Here is a 23119-nt window from a genome sequence, read left to right on the forward strand (position 1 = left end):
AAGTTTTGGCTCACTTCTTGTTCATCTGACCTCGCCCTGCAGCGGCGTGCACCAGTTCGGCCAGCTTTTCGAGCGGCTCCTCCAGGCTCTGCGGCTGGGTCAGCACCGGCCGGAAGATGTCTCCCAGCCGCTGGAAGCGGTCGAGCACGTTGCCCAGGTGGAAACGCCCGGGAGAAAGGCCGGGCGCGACCTCGCGCCAGGCCAGGGGCGTCGCCACCGGTGCTCCGGGATACGCACGCAGCACGTAGGGCGCAGAGATGGTCTTGCCCTCCCCGTTTTGCAGGTGGTCGAAGTACACCTTACCTTTCTCTCGACGTGAGACGGCTCGCGGCGTTGTGAACAGGTCGGGCCGTTCGCTGGCCACCAGGCGGGCCAGTACTTCGGCGAACGTCCGTGTCTGCTCGAAGGTGTAGCCCGGCTCGACCGGCACATAGATATGCATGCCGTCTCCCCCGGTCGTCTTGGGATATCCCTCCAGGCCCACTTGCCCGAGCTTCCGGCGGATGAGCTGCGCGGCCTCCACAATGCGATCGAATCCGCAGTCGCTGGGATCCAGATCGATCAGGATGAAGTCGGGTTGGTCAATCGAGCCCACGCGGCTCATGGTGGGGTTCTGGTCGATGCATCCCAGGTTGGCGAGGCACAGAAGGCTGGGCCGGTCTTCGCACAGCACGAAGCGCGTGGGCTCCTGGTCGTCACTGAAACGGACGGGCTCGACCCGCATCCACGCGGGGATGCCGGCGGGCGCTTCCTTCTGGAAGAAGTGCTCGCCTTCGATGCCGTCGGGGTACCGTTTGAGCGTGAGCGGCCGGCCGCTCAAGTGAGGCACCAGCAACTCGGCGACGGCGTCGTAATAGTTGATGAGATCGCGCTTGGAATATCCCTCGCGTGGGAAGAAGACCTTGCTCAGGTGCGTGAACTTCAGCCGGCGTCCGTCGACCTGCAGGGCTACTTCTTCCGGTCCGCCCGCCGGCAGTAGCACGGGCTTCGCCGCCGCGGCGGGCTCGACCAGGGTTCCGGATTCCTCGCGGACGCACTGATCCGGGGGGACATCCGTTCGGATTCCCAGGAACACGGGCGCGCGCAGCCGTCCCTCCGGAGTCCAGGCAGCGAACTTGACCGTGCACACGACCTCCGGCTTGACCCAGGTGACTCCGTTCAGGGCTTCCGGAGGCTCGCTCAGCGGACTCTTCTTCTGCACCAGCGGCTCCAGCAGGCGGCCGACGAGCTCCAGGGTCTTGCCGTCGAAGCCGGAGCCGACATTGCCAGCCCAATGAAGCTTGCCCTCATCGAAATAGCCCAGGACCAGTGAGCCGAATGGCTTCCGCTCCCCCGCGAGCATGCCGCAGATGACAAACTCCTGCTGGCTTTGCACCTTGAGCTTGAGCCAGTCGGGACTGCGGCGGTGCTGATAAGGGCTGAGGGCGCGCTTGGCGACGATGCCCTCCAGGCCCGTGCCGCGCGCCGCCTGCATCAGTTCGGCTCCGTGGCCCACAAAATGCTCGGAGTAGCGCACCGGACCGCCTGGCCGCAGGATGCCGGAGAGCACTCGCTTGCGTTCGACGAGCGCTGTACCGCGCAGGTCGACGCCGTCACAGTACAGCAGGTCAAAAGCGAACAAAATTACCGGCTGTGAGCGGGCAAGCTTGCCGGCCGCACTGGCGCCCGCCATCATGCGCGGCTGCAGCAACGAAAAACTCGGACGGCCCTGCTCGTCCAATACCACAATCTCGCCATCCACAATGGCCGACTCCGCCTTCACCCAGGGCGCCAGATCGACCAGTTCCGGATACTGAGCGTCCATGGGACGGCCGCTGCGCGAAACCAGGCGCACCTTCCCGTCCTGGAGAAAACACAGTACGCGCACGCCGTCCCACTTGACTTCGTAAACCCACTCGGCGCCTTCGGGCAAGCTCTGGCCGATCATGGCCAGCATGGGGGTGATGCGCTCGGGCATGGCCGCCCGCACCGCGCCCGGGATGCTCGCCAGGTCTTCCGGCGCGCTGGCCACGCTGCGCAGGTCGTCCTCGGCGTCCCAGCCGGGGCGGGCCGCAAAATCCTTCTTCTTGATGAGCAGCCACTCGTTCTTCTTGCCGCGGCCCTTCATCCGCACCAGGGCAAAGTCACCCATCAGCTTCTCGCCGTGCAGTTGGAACTTCAGGTCGCCGCGCTGCCATTGTTCGGCGGGAGGCTTGTCCCCGAGCCAGGTATAGGTGCCGCGGTCCCACAACAGGACGCCGCCCGCTCCGTAGTTTCCCTCCGGGATGGTGCCCTCGAACTCGCCGTATTCCAGCGGATGGTCCTCCACCATCACGGCCAGGCGTTTTTCTTTGGGATCGAGCGTCGGCCCCTTGGGGACCGCCCAGGACTTCAGTGTACCTTCGTATTCCAGCCTGAAGTCGTAATGCAGCCGTCGCGCCGTATGTCGTTGGACATAAAAGCGGTTGCCCGCTCCCCGACCCTTAGAAGGACGCGGTTCAGGTGTCTGCTCGAAAACCCTTTTCCGCAGGTATTCATCTAGTGACATGGGGTAATCTTGAAGCGCTAGGATGGGTATGATATAGGGTGAACTTCCCCCGAAGACCCCCGGTTCCCTGAGGTTACATGGCCAGCACGGTTTGGAAAGGGCATCTTACATTCGGCCTGGTTTCGCTTCCCGTTCGATTGTACAGCGCGGCACGCAGCGAAACGGTCAGCTTCAACCAGCTTCACAAGGAAGACCACTCGCGGGTGAAGAACGTACTCTATTGCGCGCTGGAGGATAAGCCCATCGCCCGCACCGACGTCGTGAAGGGCTTCGAGTACGAGAAGGACAAGTACGTCGTGGTGCCCGATGAGGACATCAAGAAGGTCGCGCCCAAGACCGCCAAGACCATGGAGATCCTGGAGTTCGTGAAGTCGTCGGAAGTCGATCCGTTGTACTACGAGAGCTCCTACTACATGGCCCCGGAAGAGGCCGGCGAGAAGCCGTATGCGCTCCTGTTCGAGGCGCTGCGTCGCACGGGCTATGTGGCGCTGGCCAAAGTGGCCATGCACAACCGCGAGCATGTGGTTCTGTTGCGGCCGGGCGAACAAGGCATCCTGATGCACACGCTGTATTACGTCGACGAGATCCGCAAGGTGGATGAGTTCCGCACCAACTCCTCCCTCGTCAAAGAGAAGGAGCTGGACCTCGCCATCAACCTCATCGAGTCGCTGGCCGGGCCGTTCCAGCCGGAGAAGTTCAAGGACGATTATCGCGAGAACCTGAAGGCGCTCATCCGGGCCAAGGTCGAGGGGCACGAGACGGTGGAAGTGGCTGCGCCGGAGCGGCTGGCTCCGGTCGTGGACATCCTGGAAGCTCTGAAGATGAGCCTGGCGCAGGCCAAGAAGCCGGCGCGCTCCGCTTCCGGTGATGGCGCAGCCGCGGCGGAAAGCGAACCTGCAGAACGGGCACGCAAGGCGCGCCGGTAGAATCGAAGTAACAAGGCGCTCGCCGGAGTGGTCGCGTTCCGGCGCGCAGCGAATCCTCCCCGTAGGCCGTACACCGTCGTTCGACGGAAGGAGGCCGCCGATGTCAGAACGCAAATACCGCCAGCGTGGCTACATGGACCGCTCTGAGGAAAGGGGCGCGCCCAAGGAAAAGCCCAAGAAGAAAGAAGAAACCTTCGGGCCGCGGGCGCTGCAGATGCCCGGCAAACGGGCCATCTCCCGCTGCGCGCAGTGCGGAACCGTCCTGGGTCCCGAGGTCGATCCGAGGGGTCAATGCCCCAAGTGTGGCGCGGCCCTGCACGCCTGCAAGCAGTGCTCCTTCTTCGACACGGGCAGCCGCTTCGAGTGTTCCAAGCCCATTCCCGAGCGCATCCCGCAAAAGGACGCCCACAACGAATGCCCGTTCTTCGAGCTCCAGGTGCGGGTGGAGCGTGAAACCAGCGCCGGCTCGGGCGCCGTTCCCAGTGCCAGTCCTGACGACGCCCGCCGGGCCTTCGAGAACCTCTTCAAGAAGTGACCGCTTCTGCCTAGAAGTGGCAGGCCTTCGCGCCGCGCTTCTCCAGGTATCGTTGGTGATATTCCTCGGCGCGGTAGAACGTGGCCGCCGGCTCGATCTTGGTCACGATCTGCCGCGAAAAGCGTCCCGATTTCTGCAGTTGTTCCTTCGAGGCCCGCGCTGCGGCTTCCTGCTCCGGTGAATGGAAGAAAATCGCGGAGCGATACTGGGACCCGTAGTCCGGTCCCTGTCGGTTCAACTGCGTCGGGTCGTGTATTTTCCAGAAAAGCTCGAGCAACTGGTTGTAGGAAACCCGGGCCGGGTCGAACGTGACCTCGACCACTTCTGCATGCCCGGTCTGATCGCTGCACACATCGCGGTACGTGGGATTGGGGAAATGCCCCCCGGAGTATCCCACTTGCGTATCCACCACGCCCTCAACCTCGCGGAACGCGGCCTCAATACCCCAGAAACATCCTGCTGCAAATGTCGCTTTCTCTGTCATGAAGAATCACTCCGGGAAAGGTGCCATCTCTAAGATGCGCCAGCGGCTGCCAGGTTGCGCCCAGGCAATTGTAGCGCGGCCACCGGCCTAGGCCCCGACCGGTGTCTGCTCACGCGTGCGGCCGGCGGCTCGAGAGGGGCCGGCTACCTCGACGCGATTGCGGCCGGTTGCCTTGGCGCGATAGAGCGCCTTGTCGGCCAGGCGAATCACTTCATCCGGCTGCCGGACCCGCGTGCCGGTTGCGGCCAGCCCGATGCTCACCGTCACCGACGTCCGGCGAGGTCCGATCGGAGCTCCGGCCCTCGCCCGCGTGCCGGAACGCCGCTCCTTTCTTTTTCTGTGGCTGCGGTCGGGACCACGCACGTGAAAGGTCGAAGCCGCGATCACCTTCCGTAACTCCTCGGCATGCGGATACGCCTCCCGCAACGAACTCTCCGGGAACAGGATGACGAACTCTTCGCCGCCGTAGCGGAAACCTTCGCCGCCTCCCCGAACCTGCCCAATGCGGGACGCCACCATGCGCAGCACCTGGTCGCCGGTATGGTGACCGTATTCGTCGTTGAAGCTCTTGAAGTGGTCGATGTCGAGCACGGCAATCGCGTAGCGATCGCCGAGGCGTTCCAATGCCTGCTGCAACGCTCGCCTCGCAGGCAGGCGGGTGAGTTCGTCGTGGTAGGCGAGCCGGTACGACGTCTCCACCACGCTCACGGCCAGCACCAGGCCCGCCGTGGCCAGGTAGGCGGTGGCAATCCTGCCGTTCCCCATGGTACGCACCGCGAGAAACGCCGCGACTACGGCCCAGAAAAACCCGCCGTCCTGCGGCTGGCGGCGGAGCAGATAGCGCAGCAGGAACAACAGGGCTGCGGCAAGGAAGACAAGAAAGGGAACCTGCGGGACATGCGTCCAGGCCAGTAGTTGCGGCGGCAAGATCGGCTCGCGCACTACCTCCATCGCGCCCGCCAGTTCGGATCGCGAAACCACCGAGACCGCTCCGGCCTGCGCCGCCAGCAGCGCCGCCGGCACGCCCACCGACTCCAGCGAGAATACCGGATCGTCCGCCAGTGCGAGCATCGCCAGATTCAAAGGAAGCAACACGGCCAGCAGATCGAACATGGCCGATGAGCCCACGGATTGCGCCACAGCGACGCCACGGTCGGCAGCCAGCATGATCAGCAGCGCCAGAAATGCCCGCCTTGCCTGGAAACGCCAGCTCAGAAGCGCACCGGTCACCAGCGCGCCGTAGAGATAGAAGTCGGCGACGGCTGCCGGCAAGCCAGCGCCTCTTCCTTCCAGTACCGCACCGGCGCACAGGACGATGAGGCCTCCGGGAAGCAAGAAGGACAGCAGTGCTTTCCCGCGCCAGAAACTCATGTGGCCCCCAAGGCTATTTACTGAAAGGGAATTATGGAACCCGCTGGCGGACGCGAGGAATAACTACAAGGGTTCGGACAGAACGCATGGCGGCCATCAGAGGACAGCCGTTTCCTCAATCATCCGGCCTTCGGCGAAGCGCTCCAGGTTGAGGAGCTCGGCGTCCACCAGATCAGTCCTGCCGCGGAGGATCAGATCAGCGACGATCTTCCCCGTCGCCGGAGCATGCATCACGCCGTGTCCACTGAAGCCGTTGGCCAGGAACAAGCCGCGCACGCCGGGCGCCGGTCCCAAGATGGGATGATGGTCCGGGGTCATCTCGTACAGCCCCGCCCAGGCGCGCTTCGGATTCACTGCTACCTGTTCGAAGCAGGGCACCCGGCCGGCGGCGCGCGTCAGCACCTTCTCGATGAAGTTGGGATCGAAGTCCGTCTTGAATCCCGGCGTCTCTTCCGGGTCATTCCAGGCCAGCAGAAAGCCGAGCCCTTCCGGGCGGAAATGAAACCCATTCGACATATCGATGATCATGGGCGCTGTCCGTGGAAAGGCGTCGAACGGTTCCGTGGGCACCAGCATGCGGCGCAGGGGTTCGACGGGCAGCTCCACTCCGGCCATCTTCGCCACTCCCGCGGCCCATGCCCCTGCGGCGTTCACGACGGTCCGAGTGGCCACCGGGCCGCGTGTCGTCTCCACGCCTGAGATGCCCTCGCCGGCGCGCTTGATCCCCGTGACCTCGGTATTCCGCCACAGGCGCGCGCCCTGATCCGCAGCTCGCGTCATGAAGCCCACCATGGCGCTGTACGGGTCTACGAATCCGTCTGTGGAGCAGAAACTGCCGCCGCGAATGTCGTCGGAACGCAGTTGGGGATACATGTGTGCGATGTCGTCGGCGGAAATCAGTCGCGCCGTCTTGAGTCCCATTGCCACCTGGCGTTCATAGTTGGCGCGCAAGTAGTTCAGGTGCGCGTCGCTGGTGGCGGCGAACAGGTAGCCCTGGGGCCGATAACCGGAAGGATGCCCCAGCCGCTCCTCGAACGAGGCGTAGAAAGGGATGGAGTACAACGACATCTGAATGTTGACCGGGGTCGAAAACTGCGCTCGCACTCCGCCCATGCTCTTTCCGGTGGAGCCCTTGCCCTGATGGGTCTCGCGCTCGATCACCAGCACATCGCGGCACCCGGCTTCCGTCAGGTGATAAGCGATGCTCGATCCCACGATCCCGCCGCCGATGATGACGACTTCCGCCGTCTCCACGTTCCTGGTCGTGCCTCGCGAGGCAGCATTGTAGATGAGCGCGGGGATAGAATGACGGCATGGACGAGCGCTTCCGTCGCTGCCGCCCTTGCGTTCCAGGTCGCGGGCTGTCCAGGATCGCTGCTGCGGCCGCGATGTTCGCGTTGTTTGTTCCTACGCTCCGCGGTCAGAAGGCTTCGATAGCTGCGACGAATCTCGCCACGTCAGCGGTCAAGCTGAAGCAGCATGGCCTGCCCAACTTCGGACGCGTGAACGAGCGCCTGTATCGCGGCGGTCAGCCGGAGCCGGAAGGCTTGGACGCATTGCGCACGCTGGGCGTCGAGATCGTCGTAAACCTGAATACCAGCCAAGAGGGAATTCAGCAGGAGCGCGCCGCAGTCGAGGCGCGGGGCATGCGCTACCTCAGCCTTCCCTGGAGTGCGAGATCCCTTCCCCAGAGATCTCAAGTCGAGGAATTCCTTCGCCTGCTGCGTGCTGAGCCGCAGACCACGGTCTTCGTCCACTGCCGCCATGGCGCGGACCGGACCGGCGTGATGGTGGCCGCTTATCGCATGGCTTTCCAGGGCTGGACGCCGGACCAGGCCCTCGCCGAAATGGAACGCTTCAAGTTCCACGGCTTCTGGTATCGGCACCTGAAGCACTACGTACGCGATTTCCCCGCCCTGCTACGCTCCGATCCCGCGCTTACCTCCGCCCCGGACTCCCGTCCGCCGGCCGAACTAGGCGGGCGCTCACCATACTGGAATCGCAAGCTGGACGGCGTCGTGCCTCGATCCAGCCTAGTATTGAAGTTCAGCAGATACTCCAGCGCCGTGGCGTCGCTGGGATAGGCCAGCGATGGCGGATACGGGTATGTGCCCATGCCGTGAAACGGCAAAGGACCCACGCTGTACGCCCGGGCGGCATAGAAATCCATGTCCTTGGTGAAGCCATCGGCGTAGAAGAAGTAGTCGCGTTTCCAACCGGAGGGCAGGGGAGGCAAGCCGGCCGGATCGAACTCCAGCGCCACCTCATCCCCCGAACCCATCATCACAAAACGGTCTTCGGCTGCAGTCAGCAGCTCATGGACGTCCCCATACCGCGTGAAGCTTCCGGCGTGCCGGGCATACGGCCCGGTCGCACTCACCTGGGAATAGTCAAAGCGCGCATTGCCCCTCGGACGGCCCTCGACCAATCGCGGATAGCCCAAGTACGCGAGGTCCGCGCCCGCCAGTGGAACCTCGCTCACGTGCACCGCGGGTTCATCCCTGGTGCGATCAATCAGGATCTGGTCCCAATAGATGGCCAGATTCGTGCGGATGCGAATGCATCGCGTGCCCCGCGGCAGCTTGCTGGAGAGATCCGTCGTCATGGTGCGCGCCAGGCCTGCCGGAAATCCCATCTCCTCCACTGCCTTCACCCAGCGGCCGCCCGCGTCCAGGGCTTCGACGTAGGGCACGATTGCGTGCACGCCCGCCTGGTTCGCCGCGTAGGCCGAAGTCGGGGTGAAGTAATCGATGTATCCGGTCATGATCAGACGCAACGGCCCGCCCGCGTACGGCTCACCCAGGTCCAGCTCCAGGCTGTGCATTTCAGCAAAGCCACGGAACGACTGGCGCGCGAACCCATCCACATAGCGTTGATCCCGATGCAGCAGTCGCGGCAGCACGTCACGACCGCTGTCGTCGTGCGCGGCAGCTGGAGGGTGAGCGTCTCGCGAAACAATCACCTGAAAATCCGGGAAGGGCGGCGTAATCCGGAATTGCTCATTGGGATAGACTTCAACATCCGCGGGATGATCCACGGCCAGCAAGCGGACCTGGTCCAGATACACGGTCTCTTCCATCGGCTCGACGAACCGGAAGCTCAGCCGTCCGTTGCGCAGCTGTATGCGCTCGCCTTCCACCTTGAGGTACTCGGTGGGATCCGGAACGTTCTGCTCGCCCGGCGCTACCCAGTGACCCAGGACTCCGGCGCCAATCATGTCGGTCACGAATTCGTAACGTTCGCCGTTCCAGGCGAACAGCACAGGGCACGATGACCCCCGGCGGTCGATCTCATCGACGGTTACCGAACGACGGGCTGCGAACTGGATTTCGTCTTGCAGCACTCCCGTAGGCCACAGCATGCGGACGATATCGGCGCGGCGCTCCTGCCCCAGCCCGGCCAGAATCTCCGGGGCGCTCTGTCCCAGATACCCCGAGGCGGACCCGACTTCCCATTTCTGCCAGAGTGTTCCGGCAAAGACCTCCACTTTGGTTCCTACCGCACTCTTGTTGTCGTTCAAGCCGCGGAACGCCAGCCGCAACCAGCCGTTGCGGTTGCCGCCGTCATTCCGCAGCAAAACAACCGGGCCGTTGTTCTGCGTCACCAGCAGGTCGGTGTCGCCGTCGCGGTCGTAATCGGCGGCAAGCACAGCACGTGGTTTCGCCAGTTTCAGATCCAACAGCCCCGTTCCGCGCGTGACATCCTCAAAACCCTCCGTTCCCTTGTTTCGCAGAAGCCTTACTTCACTCCGAGTGCTCGATTCCCCGGCGGCCACCAGGTCGATCCAACCGTCGTTGTCGTAATCCACGGCGGCAAGTCCCCAACCACGATGCCAGGCCAACTCGGGCAATGGAACCGGCTCCAAGGTCTTTCCTTTCAGGTTGCGCCATAGCGTCAGTCCCGGTGCCTGGGCATGCGTGAAGGCGAGGTCCATCCAGCCGTCCTTATCGAAGTCAAGCACGACCGCGCCCACGGTCGGCCCCGGCATGGCCTGTGCCCATGGCCTCTCGGCCCGGAACATCCCCTCTCGCGGATTCAGGTACACGGTCGGCGCCGCGCCCGTCCCGGTGACGACCAGGTCCACGGCGCGGTCGGAGTTCATATCGGAGAGAACGGCCCCGAAACTCGGGCCTGAGCCTGCCAGGCCGGTCTGCTCGGTGCGTTCAGTGAAGGTTCCGTTACCGTTGTTGCGCCACAGGATGTTGCCCATGGAAGCACCAGATTGCGGAACTGGCTTGGTAGTGGCCCGATCACCAACCGGTTCGGTAAAGTAGCGCGTAGCGTACAGATCAAGATCGCCGTCGTGGTCGTAGTCCACGAAGGTCACGCCCATGAACACGCCCCGAGGCTCCGGATGCGCAGCCTGTGCGCCCGTCTCGAGTCCGGACTTGCCGGTCACTTCTTCGAACTTTCCGCCCAGGTTGCGGAACAGCCGGACTCCGGCCACGAAGCTCACCGCCAGGTCCGTCTTACCATCGTTGTCGTAGTCCCCGGCCGTACACGCGACGGCGTCGCCGTTCGACACAAGCCCTGACGTGCGCGTGGCATCCACGAACCGCCCCGGCGCGAGGTTGCGGTAGAGGGCGGTGGCGGACTTCCCGCCACTGCTCAGCAGGACGAGATCGGGGCGCCCGTCGTTGTCGTAATCGAGGAAGCACGCGCCCGATCCAAATTCTCCAGCCGCCTCAATCGTCGAGCCGTGGTGTATGAACCGCAGGCCGGGGGGCCGCGTTGCCGGAAGAAAGCGCACCAGAATCGCCGGCCTCGGCGCCGCGCGCCCTCCGCCGACCTCCTCCGCCAGCGAGTAGCGTCCCTGGTCGCCGTAAGCCAGGCTGATGGGCGCGCCCAGCTTCTCCTGTGTGATGTGCTGGAATCGTGCCAGGTGTTGGCGAGCCTCGTCGGTCTGGCCGCGACGCTGCAGCGCCCGCGCCAGGCCGAACTCTGCCGAAGCGTGAAACGGATTCAGTGTCAGGGCGCGCCGGTAGGCCGCAATGGCGTCGTCGTACTTTTCCAACTGCGTCGCCATCCAGCCTAGAAAATATTGGCTGTCTGCGTCCTCAGGATCGAGTTCCGCAGCGCGGCCGAAGGCCGCAAGCGCGGCCTCCGACTGTCCCTGCTGGCGGAGCAGGAGCCCCAGGTTGTACCAGGCGCGCACGCTCTCCGGGTGCGCTCGCGTCACTTCTTCGAGGATGGCCCGCGCCTCGTCGAACCGCTGCGCGTTGTAGAGCGCAATCCCCTGGTTCAACCGTGCCACCCAGAGCTCGCCATCCAACGCCGCAGCCCGCTCGAACTGCCGCAGGGCTTGCGGGAAGCGCTGCTGGCTCATGTACGCTGCGCCCAGGTTGTTGGCTCGTACCGCCGCTTCCATATCGCGCCCGGCACGCGCCGGTTGTGTCGCAAAAGCTCTTGCTTTCTTCTGCGCCTGGAACGGCGCCGCGTAAAGAAGACCGAGTAGCAGCAGTATCAGCAGCAGGAAAAGAAACACTCGCAGCTTGTTCATGGATTCACGCAGACTAAACTCTCTTTGCGGACGACTTCAATCCTGGTGGAACATCGCCGGTCCCTGGAAGCCGAAGGCTCGATCAATCGCCGCGGCCACGGCCAGTGTCTCTTCCTCTTCCCACGGCCTTCCCACTACCTGCACCCCGATCGGCAGTCCGTCGGCGGAGCGACTCACGGGAACCACCGCGGCCGGGTTCCCCAGCACGTTGAAGTATTCCGCATAGGAAAAGGCATCGCGCTCGCGTCCGAGATACTCCACCATGGCTCCATCCACCGTCCAGCGCCGTTCGCCATGGCGGAAGGCCGGGATGGCGCACACCGGGCACAGCAGCACCGGGAACTGCTGCATTTGCGCCAATAACCGCAATCGCAGCACGTCGCGCTCCAGCCAGGCGTTCAGCAGGTCAGGGGCGGTGAGCGGGGTCTCCTCGCCGATCAGCGCCAGCAACTCCTTGATGATGGGGTGCTGGTCGCGTTCGCGCCCGGCGAGCATCGGCCCGAGCACCATTGCGCCGCAGCGTCCGAACATCACCCACCACGGCCGGCGCGCCTGTGGCAGGACGTCCGGACAGAAGGGGGCGACGTCGAATCCTTGCTGAACTAGCGCATCGGCCGCCGCCCTGACCGCCGCTCGCGTCTCGGCTGTCACCGGGACGAGGCCATCGTCCTCGAAGAAGCCCACGCGCAGCTTGCGGACCCCATCCTCGCCGACGTGTCGCAACGGCACGGGTGCGGCGCTGGTGTCGCCCCAGTTCGCCCCCGCCATGGCCTCGAACAGCAGCCGGACATCCGCAATCGTCCGCGCCATCGGTCCCACCACCCCCAGCGGCGCAAAGGGCCCCAGCGACTCCGGGAAGTGACCCGTGGCCGGCACCCGTCCGGGCGTCGGCTTCAGTCCGCAGATGCCGCTGAAGTGCGCCGGCACACGAATGGAGCCGCCCCCGTCCGAGCCTACACCGCCGGCTGAAAGTCCAGCGGCGATGGCCGCAGCCTCGCCTCCGCTGGAACCGCCGGGTGTGCGTTCTGCGTCCCAAGGGTTGTTCGTCCGCCCATGGAGCAGATTGTCCGTCTCCCACGCCATCAGGAACTCGGGGACGTTGGTGTTGCCCAGCACGATGGCTCCTGCCGCCTTCAGGCGCTTGACCAGCGGCGCATCCTGCTGCGGCATGTTGCCGGCGCGGATCCTTGTCCCGGTCTCGCAGCGCAGCCCGGCAACGTCGATCGAGCTCTTGATGCTGACTGGAACGCCGTGCAGCGGCCCCAGCTTCTCTCCGCGCACCACCGCCTGTTCCGCTTCGCGCGCCGCCCGGCGCGCCCCTTGGGCGTCCACCGAAACGAACGCATTCAACTGCGGATTCAGCCGCTCGATGCGTGCCAGGTGCGCCTCCACCAGTTCGATCGGCGATATCTTCCGTTCACGCACCTGTTGCGCCATAGCGGCGGCGGACAAACGGGTCAGGCTGGACATGCTTTCCATCCGAACAGAGAAATGCCACGAAGACTACAACGGGTTTTCAAACATGGTTTTCGGAGGGGCACGACTTCAGCCGTGCCGTTGGAGACCGCATGAACACTGGGCTTTAGCCCCTGAGGCAAATGCCTCCCAATTCCCCTCGAAAGCGCATTCTTGAAAACCACCTCTCTGGACTCGTGCGGCCAGCCATTGTCGCCGAACCGGAGTGTTCCGTCCAACCGGGAAGCTAGATGCCGGGCAAGGTGTGCAGTCCGGCACTCGCCGCACGCTCGCGTACGATCGCGAGCAGGTCCTTCTCTACATCGCCCGGAATCGCAGGGCGCGTGTAGTCCGCGACCAGGTCGCGCACGCGTTCTCGGGAACGAGCCAGCATGTCTTTGCCGCCGGACTCCACCCACGCGCTCAGCGATTCGCGGTCGGTAACCGGGGAAGGCAGGAACTGTTCGCTGCGGAAGAGTCGACGAGTCTCGGGAAGTTTCAGAAAATCCGTCTGATGTTCCGCGGCACGGAACATCTCCACTGCCAGGCTGGCTCCGTGGGCCTCGATTCCCTGCACCAACCGCAACGCCGACCCGATGGCCTCCGCGTCCATCACCAGCTTCTCCGCGCTGTGGCAGGCCAGGAAGTCCAGCATGCCGGCCCCGGACACCATGTTGATTCCCGCCAGCGCAGCCAGCACCGCGGCCATGCCGCTCTCCATGCCCGCCTGCGCGTCCGCGATCTTGCTGTCGCCGCCCACCAGGTAGCCGTGGGTCGGCAGACCCAGATACTTGCCCACCTGCGCGCACGCGGCGTTCAACATGGCGGTCTCTACGGCGCCCATGGGTGTGGTGGCCGTGCGCATGTCGAGGATGGATGGCGCCCCGCCCCATACCACCGGCGCTCCCGGCTGCGCCAGTTGATGGATGACGATTCCGCTCAGGCATTCAGCCGCATGCTGAGCCACCGACCCGGCGAGCGTCACCGGAGCCGCAGCGCCCGCCACCGGCATCGCCACGATCTCCGCCGGTACGCCGGTGCGTGCAAGCTCCACCAGGCTCTGGCCGGCGAACTCCGACCACGTCAAGGGCGGTGAAGGACAAACATCGAACACTGCCCGCGGCTTCGCGCGCAGGCCTTGCTGACCGCCTGCTTCGGCGGCCAGCATGTCAATCATGAACGGCAGGTTCTCCAACCCGAAAGCGCCAGTGACCACGGGCTTCTCCGAGTGCCACAGCACCAGGAACAACCGGTAGAAGTCCTTGATCGTTTCGGGCACATCGTCGCACACCACCGCCGTCGACTGCGCCGCGTACTGCGGCAGCGACTCGGCCACCTGCACCAATCGCACCAGATCGGCAGAGATTGCCGGCCGGTGCTCGAACGTCTCCGCGTCCAGCACATGCAGGCACGAAGAACCGGGAGCGAAATGCACCGCGTCGCCCCCATAGTGGATGCTTGGCTTCCCCGTACGGTCGTGAAGCCAGAACTCCCGCGGCGCCGACGAAACCGACCGGTGCGCCAGCTCTTCGGGAATCCGGGCCACGCCGTCCGCCACGCGCGCGCCATGAGCCGAGAGCAGTTCGCAAGCCGCAGCACTCTGCACGCGAACGCCTGGAGCGCACAGGAGCTGGAAGGCCTCATCCAGCACGCGCTCTACCAGGGCGGGTTCGAGCAGCTCAAGTCGCGGTCGCATGACGAATTCTTTAGGTGGACGCCGAATCCAGCAGGGCCTTCACCAGAGCAACCGAACTGATGGCATCCTTGCCGTACCCGTCCGAACCGATCCCCTCCGCCCACTGCCGGGTAACGGGCGCTCCACCCACGATCACCTTCACACGCGGGCGCAGCCCGGCTCGCTCGACCTGTTCGACGAGCTGCTTCTGGCCGGCCATCGTGGTGGTCAGCAGCGCCGAAGCGCCTACGACGTCGGCCTTGACTTCCAGCGCCTTGCGAATGAAGGCCTCCGGCGTCACATTCACTCCCAGATCGAAGACCTCGAACCCGTTAGCCGCCAGCAGGATGCCCACCAAGTTCTTGCCGATCTCGTGAATGTCCCCGTGCACCGTCCCGAGCACCACCCGTCCGCGCAGTTGCCGTTCCACGCCCCGCCGCCGCATTTCCGGCTCCAACACTTTCATCGCGGCCTTCATCGCCTCCCCGGCCGCCACCAGGTCCGGAAGAAAAACCTCCCGGCGCGCGAACTGTTCGCCGATGCGGTCCATGCCCGGCACAAAGCCGCGATTGATCGCTTCCAGCGGTTCCATGCCGTGTTCCAGGGCCCGGCGTGCCAGTTCGACCGCGCGCTCCGGCGCGCCGTCGAGGACACTCTGTTTCAGCGAGTCGAAAAAGTCTTCTGCCATCTCGCCATCCTTCGTCGGATGCATATGTTGAACGAGGCAACTCTCCTAGGGCTGTGACCTTCGTCACGCCACAACCCTGTACGCGGTAGGCGGATGAAGCAGTCCCCCGCCGTCCACTACAATGACCAAAGAGATGACTGAACTCATGCCTCCCAAGTTCCTGCGCACTCTGCCTGCCCTGGCTTTGATCGCCGTGCTGGCCTGGCCCGCCGGCGCGGTTAGCGAGAAGGCCGACGCCGACCGCTATCGTGGGCATGTGAAAGTCCTCGCCGCCGACCGTATGGAAGGCCGCGGCGCGGAGACCAAGGGACTGGCTCGCGCGGGCCGCTATATCGAGCGCGAGTTTCAGCGCCTCGGCCTCAAGCCGATGGGGGAGAACGGAACCTACGAGCAGTCCTTCCTGGTGACCACCGGGGCGCGGCTTCGTCCCCAGAACAGCCTGGTGGTGACGCGCAACGGCGCCCGGCACCAATTGAAATTGCGTGAGGATTACATCCCGCTCAGCTTCTCGTCCGTGGGCTCGGTCAGCGGTCCGCTGGCCTTCGTGGGCTACGGCGCTTCCGCCGAGGAGTTCGGCTACGACGACTACACCCACTTCGACGTCAAAGACAAGGTCGTCGTTGTGCTGCGCCGCGAGCCGCCTGCATTCCACGAAAAGAGCGGCCGCCAGGGTCCCACGCACCACGCACACCTCATCACCAAAGCCATCAATGCCCGCAACCGCGGAGCTAAGGCCGTCATCCTGGTCAACGGCAATCTCGGCAAGGGCGAACAGGACCTTCTGCTGCGCTTTGAGAGGCTGGCCGGCCCCGAGGATGTCGGCATCCCCATCGTCCAGGTGAAGAACGCTGTGGCCGACAGCTGGCTCGAAGCGGCCGGCGCTTCCCTTTCCCAGCTCCAGCGCGAGATCGACGAAAAGTCCGAGCCTCGCTCCCGCTCCCTGCCCGATTCGCTCCAAGTCTCGCTCCGCGTGGAGATCGAGAAATTGCGTTCACGCGTCCACAATGTCCTCGCCTACCTGCCGGGCAAGAGCGAGGAGTACGTGGTGCTGGGCGCGCATTACGATCATCTGGGCCGCGGTGGCGCCAACTCGCTTGCGCCTTCGCAGACCGGGCAGATCCACCACGGAGCTGACGACAACGCGTCCGGAACCGCCGGCTTGCTCGAGCTGGCCCGGGTCTTCTCTGTTGAGCGCGGAAAGCTCGAGCGCGGCATCCTGTTTGCCGCCTTCGCGGGCGAGGAACTCGGCCTGCTCGGTTCGGCGCACTGGGTCAAGCATCCCACCCTGCCGCTGGACAAGGCCGTTGCCATGCTCAACATGGATATGATCGGCCGCATCCGCGACGGCAAAGTCTACGTCGGCGGGGTAGGCACCGGTTCCAACCTGCGGCCGCTCGTGGAAGCCGCGCTCCGCCGGCACAGGCTCACCGTGGACTATTCCTCCAGCGGCTACGCCGCCAGCGACCACACTTCGTTCATCACGCAGCGCATTCCGGCGCTGTTCTTTTTCTCCGGTCTGCACTCGGACTATCACAAGCCCTCCGACACCTGGGAGAAAATCGACGCGCCCGCGGCTGCCAACCTCCTTGATCTGGTCGCCGACATTACGGAACAGCTCGCCGCCGCCGAGCGTCCCCAGTTCGTCAAAGTGGAAGCCGAGACGCGGGGCGCCGGTTCGCCTTCGGCGAGCGGAGGGTACGGTCCCTATTTCGGCTCCATCCCCGACTTCGGCGAAGTCGAGACCGGCGTGCGCTTCGCGGACGTGCGTCCCGGCTCCCCGGCTGCCAAAGCCGGACTCCTGCCGGGCGACATCCTCATCCAGTTCGGTGAGACCCCGGTCAAGAACCTCTACGATTTCACCTACGCCCTGCGCCGCAGCAAAGTGGGGGATGTAGTCGAGGTTAAGGTCTTGCGCGGCGGCCAGACCGTCTCCGCCCGCGTCACGCTGGAACAAAGACGATGAACGTGTCCGCGCACAGGAAAGCTGCGGAGGTGTGCACGGCGTTGGCTATGCTCGCTCTGTACGTCTCTGCCATGGCTCCGCTCGCCGCGCAGTCACCGGCGCCTTTGGCCCTTCCCTCGGAGACGCATCTGCGCAGCGTGCGCCAGCTTACCAACGGCGGAGAAAACGCCGAGGCTTACTTCTCGGCGGACGACAAGCAGCTCATCTTTCAGTCCTCCGGCGAAGGCGTCTTCTGCGACCAGATTTACATCCTGCCGGTTGGGGCGCCAGACGACGGCCGGAAAAAACTTGTTAGCACGGGGAAAGGCCGGACGACTTGCTCCTACTTCTTCCCCTCGGGAAAGCGCATCCTGTTTTCATCCACGCACCTGGCGGGCCCGGAGTGTCCACCCCGCCCCGACTATTCGCGCGGTTACGTCTGGCCCGTCTACTCCAGCTATGACATCTTCACCGCCCGTCCCGACGGCTCCGACCTTCGCCGCCTCACCGCGACGCCCGGCTACGATGCCGAAGCCACCGTCAGCCGCGACGGCAAGAAGATCGTCTTCACTTCCATGCGCGACGGCGACCTCGACATCTACGCCATGAACGCCGACGGCTCGAACGTCCGCCGCCTCACGCACGAACTGGGCTACGACGGAGGCGCGTTCTTCTCGCCCGATGGCAGAAGGATCGTCTACCGAGCACATCACCCCAAGTCTGCGGAGGAGATTGCCGACTACAAGGCCCTGCTGGCTGAAGGTCTCATCCGGCCCGGCAATCTCGAACTCTGGGTGATGGACGCCGATGGCTCCAACAAGCGCCAGGTCACCTCCAACGGCGCGGCCAACTTCGGACCGTTCTGGCATCCCGACGGCAAGCGCATCATCTTCGCTTCCAATATGGCTGACCCCAAGAGCCGCAACTTCGACCTCTACCTGATTAATGCCGACGGTACCGGCCTGGAACGCGTGACCTATCATCCGGAATTCGACGGCTTCCCCATGTTCACCTCCGACGGCCGCCGGTTGGTCTGGGCCTCCAACCGCAACAACGCCCGCCGCGGCGAAACCAACCTCTTCCTTGCTGATTGGGTGGAATAGCGCTCGAATTGTCGCGCCGCGGCACAAGGTCGGGTCGTACACGTCAGTCACTGCGACCGCGTCAGTTCCGGAGAGCGTCCTTCCCTGCCCATCGCGCCGCGGGCTGCGGGGAGGCCGCAAGCCGCTTCTCCACCTTTCACCGCCGCAGCCTTAAGTTCAGGATTGCGTCTGCCCACTGCCTGTAACGCCCAATTGACGGCCTTCTTGACGAAGTTCCGCTCGTCGGTGGCGGCGGCTTCGACGGCATCAGCGTTCCATCTGCGCCGCCGTCACGCGCGCCGGTTCGTCCACGAACGCTGCCAGCATGCGCACCTCATGCCGGCCGGTCGCCCACCGGGCCTCGGCCAGATCGTGATTCCGCCCTAGGCGCTTGGCCAGTTGCCGCAGCCTGCTCACCGGCAAGCCGAATGCCTTCTGCGAAGGTATCGCGTACCGCGCTATCCCCTCGCGGTTGCGCTTGCTCCCGTGGGCCTTCAGCCATTTCACTATCGCCTCGGCCTCAGGCTTTGGAAAAAAGGAGTTGATGAGGCATGCCTCAATCTAGACCACAATGAAGTGTACGGGCGGGCAACAATGTCGAGGGCCAAGCGCTAGGCCAACAGCAAGGCCGTTAGGATGACGCTCAGGCCGCTCATGACCTGGTAGCAATAGGAAAAGGGGCCTCTTCGGCCCCCGTTCCTGCTTAGTGCTCCCTTGTCCTCCCTCGCGGGAGGCCCGCTATCAGCGGCAACTCTATGATTGCGTTGGTTGCGGGGGCTGGATTTGAACCAGCGACCTTTGGGTTATGAGCCCAACGAGCTACCAGACTGCTCCACCCCGCGCATTCATCCTAACAGAACAAGGAGATGATGTCAGCCGCGGATCGAGGAAAGCTGCGGAAAGCATGCGTGCGAGAGATCGACTCCCTCGGCGCTCTTCGTCAGCTTTTCATCTTGGGGCGCTCGCAGGCGGTAACGATCTTGGTCGGGTCGATGGCTTCGCTGTCGAGCTGCATCTCGACGACTTTGCCGCTCTTGTCGATGAGATAGGTGACGCGGCGCGCGGCCTTGTACTTCGGCTCGTAGACGCCGTAGGCGCGGGTGACGTCGCCGCCCCAGTCGCTGAGCAGCGGGAAGCTCACGCCGATCTGCTCGGCGAAGGCCTTGTTGGCAAACATGCTGTCCATGCTCACACCCAGTACCTGGGTGTCTGTGGCCTCCAGCCGGGCAAGGTTCTGCTGGTAGGCCTTGAGTTCCTTCGTTCAGCCGCCGGTGAAGGCAAAGACGTAGAAGGCGAGCACGACGTTTTTCTTGCCGCGGAAGCTTGAAAGGGTGACCTCCTTGCCGGCCTGATCCTTGAGCGTGAAGTCGGGTGCGACGCTGCCGACCTTGATCTTGGGCGGCGGAGGCGGAGCCGGTTTCGCCTCCTGGGCGAACGATGGGATGGACGCCGCCAACGACGCGGCCGCGAGCAGGAGCTTGCGCATGAGTTCCTCCGAGGGAGAAAACCCAAGCGTACTCGCGGCGAACGTAGGCGTCAATCACAGCGGGGCGTTCACGCTTTGATCTTCCCAGGCTGTCGTTCAAAAACTGGCACAACAAGGGTGGGGAGCCGGCCATCCGAGCTCGCGCACTTCAAAGCTCGTGGCCGCCTTCTTGCTCACCTAGAGCCCTTGCAATCGCCATACGGAGTGAGAAAGACACGGTAATCCGCGGCCGGGTTGCCGGCGCCATGCAACCCCTTTTCGGCGGCGGGTTAACGAATTTTTCAACGCGTTGCGTGAATGAGGCCTCAGCCAGTAGAGTCAGAGAGGCAGGTAGCAGATCGCAGGTGGCGAAGCCGAAAAACAAAGTCGCAGAAGTCAGCCCGGCGAAGCGCAACACCAACGGCGCGGCCAAATACCAGCGCATCCTGGACGCTGCCATCGACGTGATCGCCGAGAACGGATACTTCCAGTCGCGAGTCTCGGATATCGCCGAGCGCGCGGGCGTCGCCGACGGTACCATCTATCTCTACTTCCGCAACAAGGAGCAGATCCTGACGGCAGCAATCGACGCCGCCTTCGCCGCTTTCCTGGAAAAGGCGCGGCGCGAAGTGGAGCAGGCCCGGGATCCGCGCGAGCGGCTGCGGCGCGTGGCGCTGCTGCACCTGAAAGCTATGGGCGAGCGTCGCAGTCTGGCGGTGGTGTTCCAGACCGAGCTGCGGCAGAGCGCCAAGTTCCTGGCGCAGTTCTCGCACCAGCGCCTGGTGGAGTATTTCGACCTGATCCGGCGCGTGGTGCGCGAAGGACAGGAGGCGGGCCTGTTCCGGCGGGATATGTCCGACAAGATCGCCGCCAACTGCTTCTTCGGGGCGTTGGACGAGATGGTGACCTCGTGGGTGCTGAGCGAGCGCGATTATTCGCTGGCCGGCGCGGCCGAGGCCGTGGCCGACGTGGTGCTGAAGGGCATGGAAACGCGGACGGCAGAATGAAACCGCAGACCATCATCGACGTCTTCTACGCCGCGGTGGAGCGCAACGCGGCGCGGGTGATGACCTACAAGCAGACTATCCGCTGGATCGACATCGCTTCGCACGAACTGTATCGCGACGCGGTGGGCACGGCGCGGACGCTGGAGGGCTGGGGCATCGGCAAAGGCGACCGCGTCGCCATCCTGAGCGAGAACCGGCCGGAGTGGGCGGTGGCGGATTTCGCCACGCTGCTGCTGGGCGCGGTGGACGTGCCGATTTATCCCACGCTGCCGGCCGACCAGGTGGCCTACATCCTGAACGATTCCGGCGCGCGGGTGGCCTTCGTTTCCACCATCGAACAGCTCAAGAAGGTCAATTCCATCAAGAGCCAGACGCCTCTGGAAAAAGTGGTGTGCATGGACTACGTGGGCTCGACCGAGGGCCTGCCCATGCACCGCATGATGCACAACCAGCCTCCCGGCCGGGACGCAGAATTCGACGCGCGCGCACGCCAGGTGCAGCCGGAAGACCTGGCGACCATCGTCTATACGTCCGGGACCACGGGGAGGCCCAAGGGCGTGATGCTGACGCACGGGAACCTGGCGTCGAACGTGAGTTGCTCGCTTGAGCATCTCGGCCTGGTGCCGGGCCATCTGTGCATCTCGTTCCTGCCGCTCTCGCACATCACGGCCCGCCATCTGGATTACGTCTGTTTCGCCTACGGCGTCACCCTGGCCTACTGCCCGAACATGGACCGGGTCTTCGACGTGGCGGCGGAAGTGCATCCCACTTTGTTCGTCGCGGTGCCGCGTATCTATGAAAAAGTGCAGGCGAAGGTGCAGCGCATGGCAGGCCGCGGGCTGAAGCGGTCCATTTACGAGTGGGCCCTCGCCACGGGACGCAAGCATCGTGAAGAGACGCTGGCCGGCAAACAGCCCACGGGACTGGCGTGGAAGGTGGCCGATGCGCTGCTCTACTCGAAGATCCGCAAGGCGTTCGGCGGGCAGGTGCTGGCCTACATCTCCGGGGGCGCGCCGCTCGGACGCGACCTGGCGGAGTGGTTTGCCTGCGTGGGCATCCGCATCTTCGAAGGCTACGGGCTCACGGAGACGTCGCCGGTGATCGCGTTGAATCATCCCCACGCGCATAAGATCGGCACCGTGGGCCGGCCGCTGCGCAACGTCGAGGTCCGCATCGCCGAGGACGGCGAGATCCTGGTGCGCGGACCCTCGGTCTTCAAAAGCTACTGGAACCTTCCGGAAGAGACGGTGCAAGCGTTCACCGCCGACGGCTGGTTCAAGACCGGCGATATCGGCACGCTCGACGCCGAGGGCTTCCTTGCCATCACCGACCGTAAGAAGGACCTGATCAAGACCTCGGGCGGGAAGTTCGTGGCGCCACAGCCCATCGAGAAGTTGCTGAAGGCCAATCCGCTGGTGGCGGAAGCGGTGGTCATCGGCGACAAGCGCAAGTTCGCCATGGTGCTGGTGGCGCCGCACTTCGAGATGCTGGAGAGCTGGGCCCGCGCCAACGACGTCCCCTTTGCTTCGCGGCAGGAACTGGTCGCGCATCCCAAGGTGCAGGCGCTCTATGAAGGCATTGTGGCCGAGGTCAATCGGAACTTGGCGCAGTTCGAAGCTCTGAAGCGCGTGCTGGTGGTGGCGGACGAATTCAGCGTCGCCGACGGCACCATGACGCCCTCCATGAAGCTGCGCCGGCGGGTCGTGGAAGAACGGTACCGGAAACAGATCGAGGAAATCTACGCGCAGCCGGCGCCGTTGACGCAGACTGCTACGGTCTAGGCATTGTTCCCATTCTGGAACGAACAGCTTGCCGCGATGGTCGGCTCGGCTTGACTTCCCCCCCCAACTCGCCCACACCTGCGGAAGCAGGAGGTGCTGACATGTCCACGATTCGACTTGTCCTAGCGTCCTTTGCTATGACATGGTTCCTCTCCGGAACCGTGTGGGCCGGACGTTGCCCTGGACCTCTACAGGGCTTCGCTGTTACATGCCAATATGGAAACTGCAGCGAGGAGATTCACACTTGGCGTTGCAGCTCGGCCTACGACCGGGAAGTTGGCTGCGGGATGGCGCCTGAGACTTGCTGCGGCGGAGAGATTACCGTAGTAGCTCCACTTGGTTGCGGCTTCTATCAGGCAGGCCTCGACCGTGATGACATCCTAAAACTCGCCGAGAGCGTGCCTGAAGGTGCCTTTGTGCCGCTGTGCGAGGGCGGCTATGACGAAGTGGCGGTCGCTGCGAACTAGGAAGGTCGCGGGCTGGTGGTATCCCGTTTGCATACTCCTGAGCGGAGTCTTGTTCGCGAGCTCCCTGCCAGTCCCTCGCTTAGAGCTGGAAGCCAAGCGCAAGGTGTCGGTTCCAACGGTGTATGCAGCGGTCCTGCTGGGGATTTCCCGGTGCGACGCGGATTCGTCCATTTACCTCCAACAGTACAGCCCGACCGGAACTCAGCCGATTCTG

General features: G+C 64.2%; 16 protein-coding genes, 1 tRNA gene and 1 pseudogene. 6 read left to right on the top strand and 12 right to left on the bottom strand.

Annotated features, from left to right (window positions below; all coding sequences use genetic code 11):
• Positions 1–10: 10 nt before the first annotated feature.
• The gene (gene ligD / locus VNK82_04340; protein ID HXE90175.1) at positions 11–2527 is read right to left on the bottom strand and encodes a DNA ligase D; all 2517 of its coding nucleotides are present in this window, start codon (positions 2525–2527) and stop codon (positions 11–13) included.
• A 77-nt stretch (positions 2528–2604) separates the two neighbouring features.
• Here ligD and VNK82_04345 point away from each other — a divergent pair, with 77 nt between their 5' ends.
• Both VNK82_04345 and VNK82_04350 read left to right on the top strand, forming a co-directional pair.
• On the top strand, positions 2605–3453 hold the full coding sequence (locus tag VNK82_04345; protein ID HXE90176.1) for a Ku protein: 849 nt from the start codon (positions 2605–2607) through the stop codon (positions 3451–3453).
• 100 nt (positions 3454–3553) lie between these two features.
• On the top strand, positions 3554–3988 hold the full coding sequence (locus VNK82_04350; GenBank protein HXE90177.1) for a hypothetical protein: 435 nt from the start codon (positions 3554–3556) through the stop codon (positions 3986–3988).
• Between the two features lie 10 nt (positions 3989–3998).
• Here the strand turns inward: VNK82_04350 and msrA are convergent, their stop codons facing one another.
• The 8 genes from msrA to VNK82_04390 all read right to left on the bottom strand — a co-directional run bounded on the left by msrA (position 3999) and on the right by VNK82_04390 (position 15161).
• A complete protein-coding gene (gene msrA, locus VNK82_04355; protein HXE90178.1) occupies positions 3999–4472 on the bottom strand; it encodes a peptide-methionine (S)-S-oxide reductase MsrA in 474 nt (157 codons plus the stop codon).
• A gap of 87 nt (positions 4473–4559) precedes the next feature.
• A complete protein-coding gene (locus VNK82_04360; GenBank protein ID HXE90179.1) occupies positions 4560–5744 on the bottom strand; it encodes a GGDEF domain-containing protein in 1185 nt (394 codons plus the stop codon).
• Positions 5745–5939: 195 nt separating this feature from the next.
• Positions 5940–7097: an FAD-dependent oxidoreductase gene (locus VNK82_04365; protein ID HXE90180.1), complete on the bottom strand. Its 1158-nt coding sequence runs from the start codon at positions 7095–7097 to the stop codon at positions 5940–5942.
• A 203-nt stretch (positions 7098–7300) separates the two neighbouring features.
• Positions 7301–7738, bottom strand: a complete 438-nt coding sequence (locus VNK82_04370) for a hypothetical protein (GenBank protein ID HXE90181.1) — start codon at positions 7736–7738, stop codon at positions 7301–7303.
• Positions 7738–11343: an FG-GAP-like repeat-containing protein gene (locus tag VNK82_04375; GenBank protein HXE90182.1), complete on the bottom strand. Its 3606-nt coding sequence runs from the start codon at positions 11341–11343 to the stop codon at positions 7738–7740. Before VNK82_04375 ends, VNK82_04370 begins: the two co-directional genes overlap by 1 nt.
• A 36-nt stretch (positions 11344–11379) precedes the next feature.
• Positions 11380–12813: an amidase gene (locus tag VNK82_04380; GenBank protein HXE90183.1), complete on the bottom strand. Its 1434-nt coding sequence runs from the start codon at positions 12811–12813 to the stop codon at positions 11380–11382.
• 232 nt (positions 12814–13045) lie between these two features.
• A complete protein-coding gene (locus VNK82_04385; protein ID HXE90184.1) occupies positions 13046–14494 on the bottom strand; it encodes a trimethylamine methyltransferase family protein in 1449 nt (482 codons plus the stop codon).
• A gap of 10 nt (positions 14495–14504) precedes the next feature.
• Positions 14505–15161: a corrinoid protein gene (locus tag VNK82_04390; GenBank protein HXE90185.1), complete on the bottom strand. Its 657-nt coding sequence runs from the start codon at positions 15159–15161 to the stop codon at positions 14505–14507.
• Between the two features lie 133 nt (positions 15162–15294).
• Here VNK82_04390 and VNK82_04395 point away from each other — a divergent pair, with 133 nt between their 5' ends.
• Positions 15295–17124, top strand: coding sequence for a M20/M25/M40 family metallo-hydrolase (locus VNK82_04395; protein ID HXE90186.1), 1830 nt, complete (start codon positions 15295–15297; stop codon positions 17122–17124).
• Positions 17121–18206 carry a hypothetical protein gene (locus VNK82_04400; GenBank protein ID HXE90187.1) on the top strand — a complete coding sequence of 362 codons (1086 nt, stop codon included), beginning with the start codon at positions 17121–17123 and terminating at the stop codon, positions 18204–18206. Before VNK82_04395 ends, VNK82_04400 begins: the two co-directional genes overlap by 4 nt.
• Before the next feature lie 246 nt (positions 18207–18452).
• On the opposite strand, the gene VNK82_04405 is transcribed toward VNK82_04400, so the two are convergent.
• From VNK82_04405 to VNK82_04415, 3 genes and pseudogenes are all read right to left on the bottom strand, one after another.
• On the bottom strand, positions 18453–18692 hold the full coding sequence (locus VNK82_04405; GenBank protein HXE90188.1) for a DNA alkylation repair protein: 240 nt from the start codon (positions 18690–18692) through the stop codon (positions 18453–18455).
• 258 nt (positions 18693–18950) lie between these two features.
• Positions 18951–19027, bottom strand: a tRNA-Met gene (locus tag VNK82_04410).
• 98 nt (positions 19028–19125) lie between these two features.
• Positions 19126–19575, bottom strand: a pseudogene (locus tag VNK82_04415) (redoxin domain-containing protein).
• Positions 19576–20015: 440 nt separating this feature from the next.
• On the opposite strand from VNK82_04415, the gene VNK82_04420 reads away from it, so the two are divergent.
• Positions 20016–20657 carry a TetR/AcrR family transcriptional regulator gene (locus tag VNK82_04420; protein ID HXE90189.1) on the top strand — a complete coding sequence of 214 codons (642 nt, stop codon included), beginning with the start codon at positions 20016–20018 and terminating at the stop codon, positions 20655–20657.
• Positions 20654–22438, top strand: coding sequence for an AMP-dependent synthetase/ligase (locus VNK82_04425; protein ID HXE90190.1), 1785 nt, complete (start codon positions 20654–20656; stop codon positions 22436–22438). The genes VNK82_04420 and VNK82_04425 overlap by 4 nt, the downstream gene beginning before the upstream one ends.
• Positions 22439–23119: the final 681 nt, after the last annotated feature.

The organism is Terriglobales bacterium, assembly GCA_035573675.1.
GTDB lineage: Bacteria > Acidobacteriota > Terriglobia > Terriglobales > Acidobacteriaceae > DATMAB01.

What these genes read in the sequence shown, in the direction of transcription:
- VNK82_04350 (HXE90177.1), top strand. Translation starts at nt 3,554, where the DNA reads ATGTCAGAACGCAAATACCGCCAGCGTGGCTACATGGACCGCTCTGAG.
- VNK82_04400 (HXE90187.1), top strand. Translation starts at nt 17,121, where the DNA reads ATGAACGTGTCCGCGCACAGGAAAGCTGCGGAGGTGTGCACGGCGTTG.
- VNK82_04345 (HXE90176.1), top strand. Translation starts at nt 2,605, where the DNA reads ATGGCCAGCACGGTTTGGAAAGGGCATCTTACATTCGGCCTGGTTTCG.
- msrA (HXE90178.1), bottom strand. Translation starts at nt 4,472, where the DNA reads ATGACAGAGAAAGCGACATTTGCAGCAGGATGTTTCTGGGGTATTGAG.
- ligD (HXE90175.1), bottom strand. Translation starts at nt 2,527, where the DNA reads ATGTCACTAGATGAATACCTGCGGAAAAGGGTTTTCGAGCAGACACCT.
- VNK82_04385 (HXE90184.1), bottom strand. Translation starts at nt 14,494, where the DNA reads ATGCGACCGCGACTTGAGCTGCTCGAACCCGCCCTGGTAGAGCGCGTG.
- VNK82_04425 (HXE90190.1), top strand. Translation starts at nt 20,654, where the DNA reads ATGAAACCGCAGACCATCATCGACGTCTTCTACGCCGCGGTGGAGCGC.
- VNK82_04380 (HXE90183.1), bottom strand. Translation starts at nt 12,813, where the DNA reads ATGTCCAGCCTGACCCGTTTGTCCGCCGCCGCTATGGCGCAACAGGTG.
- VNK82_04375 (HXE90182.1), bottom strand. Translation starts at nt 11,343, where the DNA reads ATGAACAAGCTGCGAGTGTTTCTTTTCCTGCTGCTGATACTGCTGCTA.
- VNK82_04395 (HXE90186.1), top strand. Translation starts at nt 15,295, where the DNA reads ATGACTGAACTCATGCCTCCCAAGTTCCTGCGCACTCTGCCTGCCCTG.
- VNK82_04390 (HXE90185.1), bottom strand. Translation starts at nt 15,161, where the DNA reads ATGGCAGAAGACTTTTTCGACTCGCTGAAACAGAGTGTCCTCGACGGC.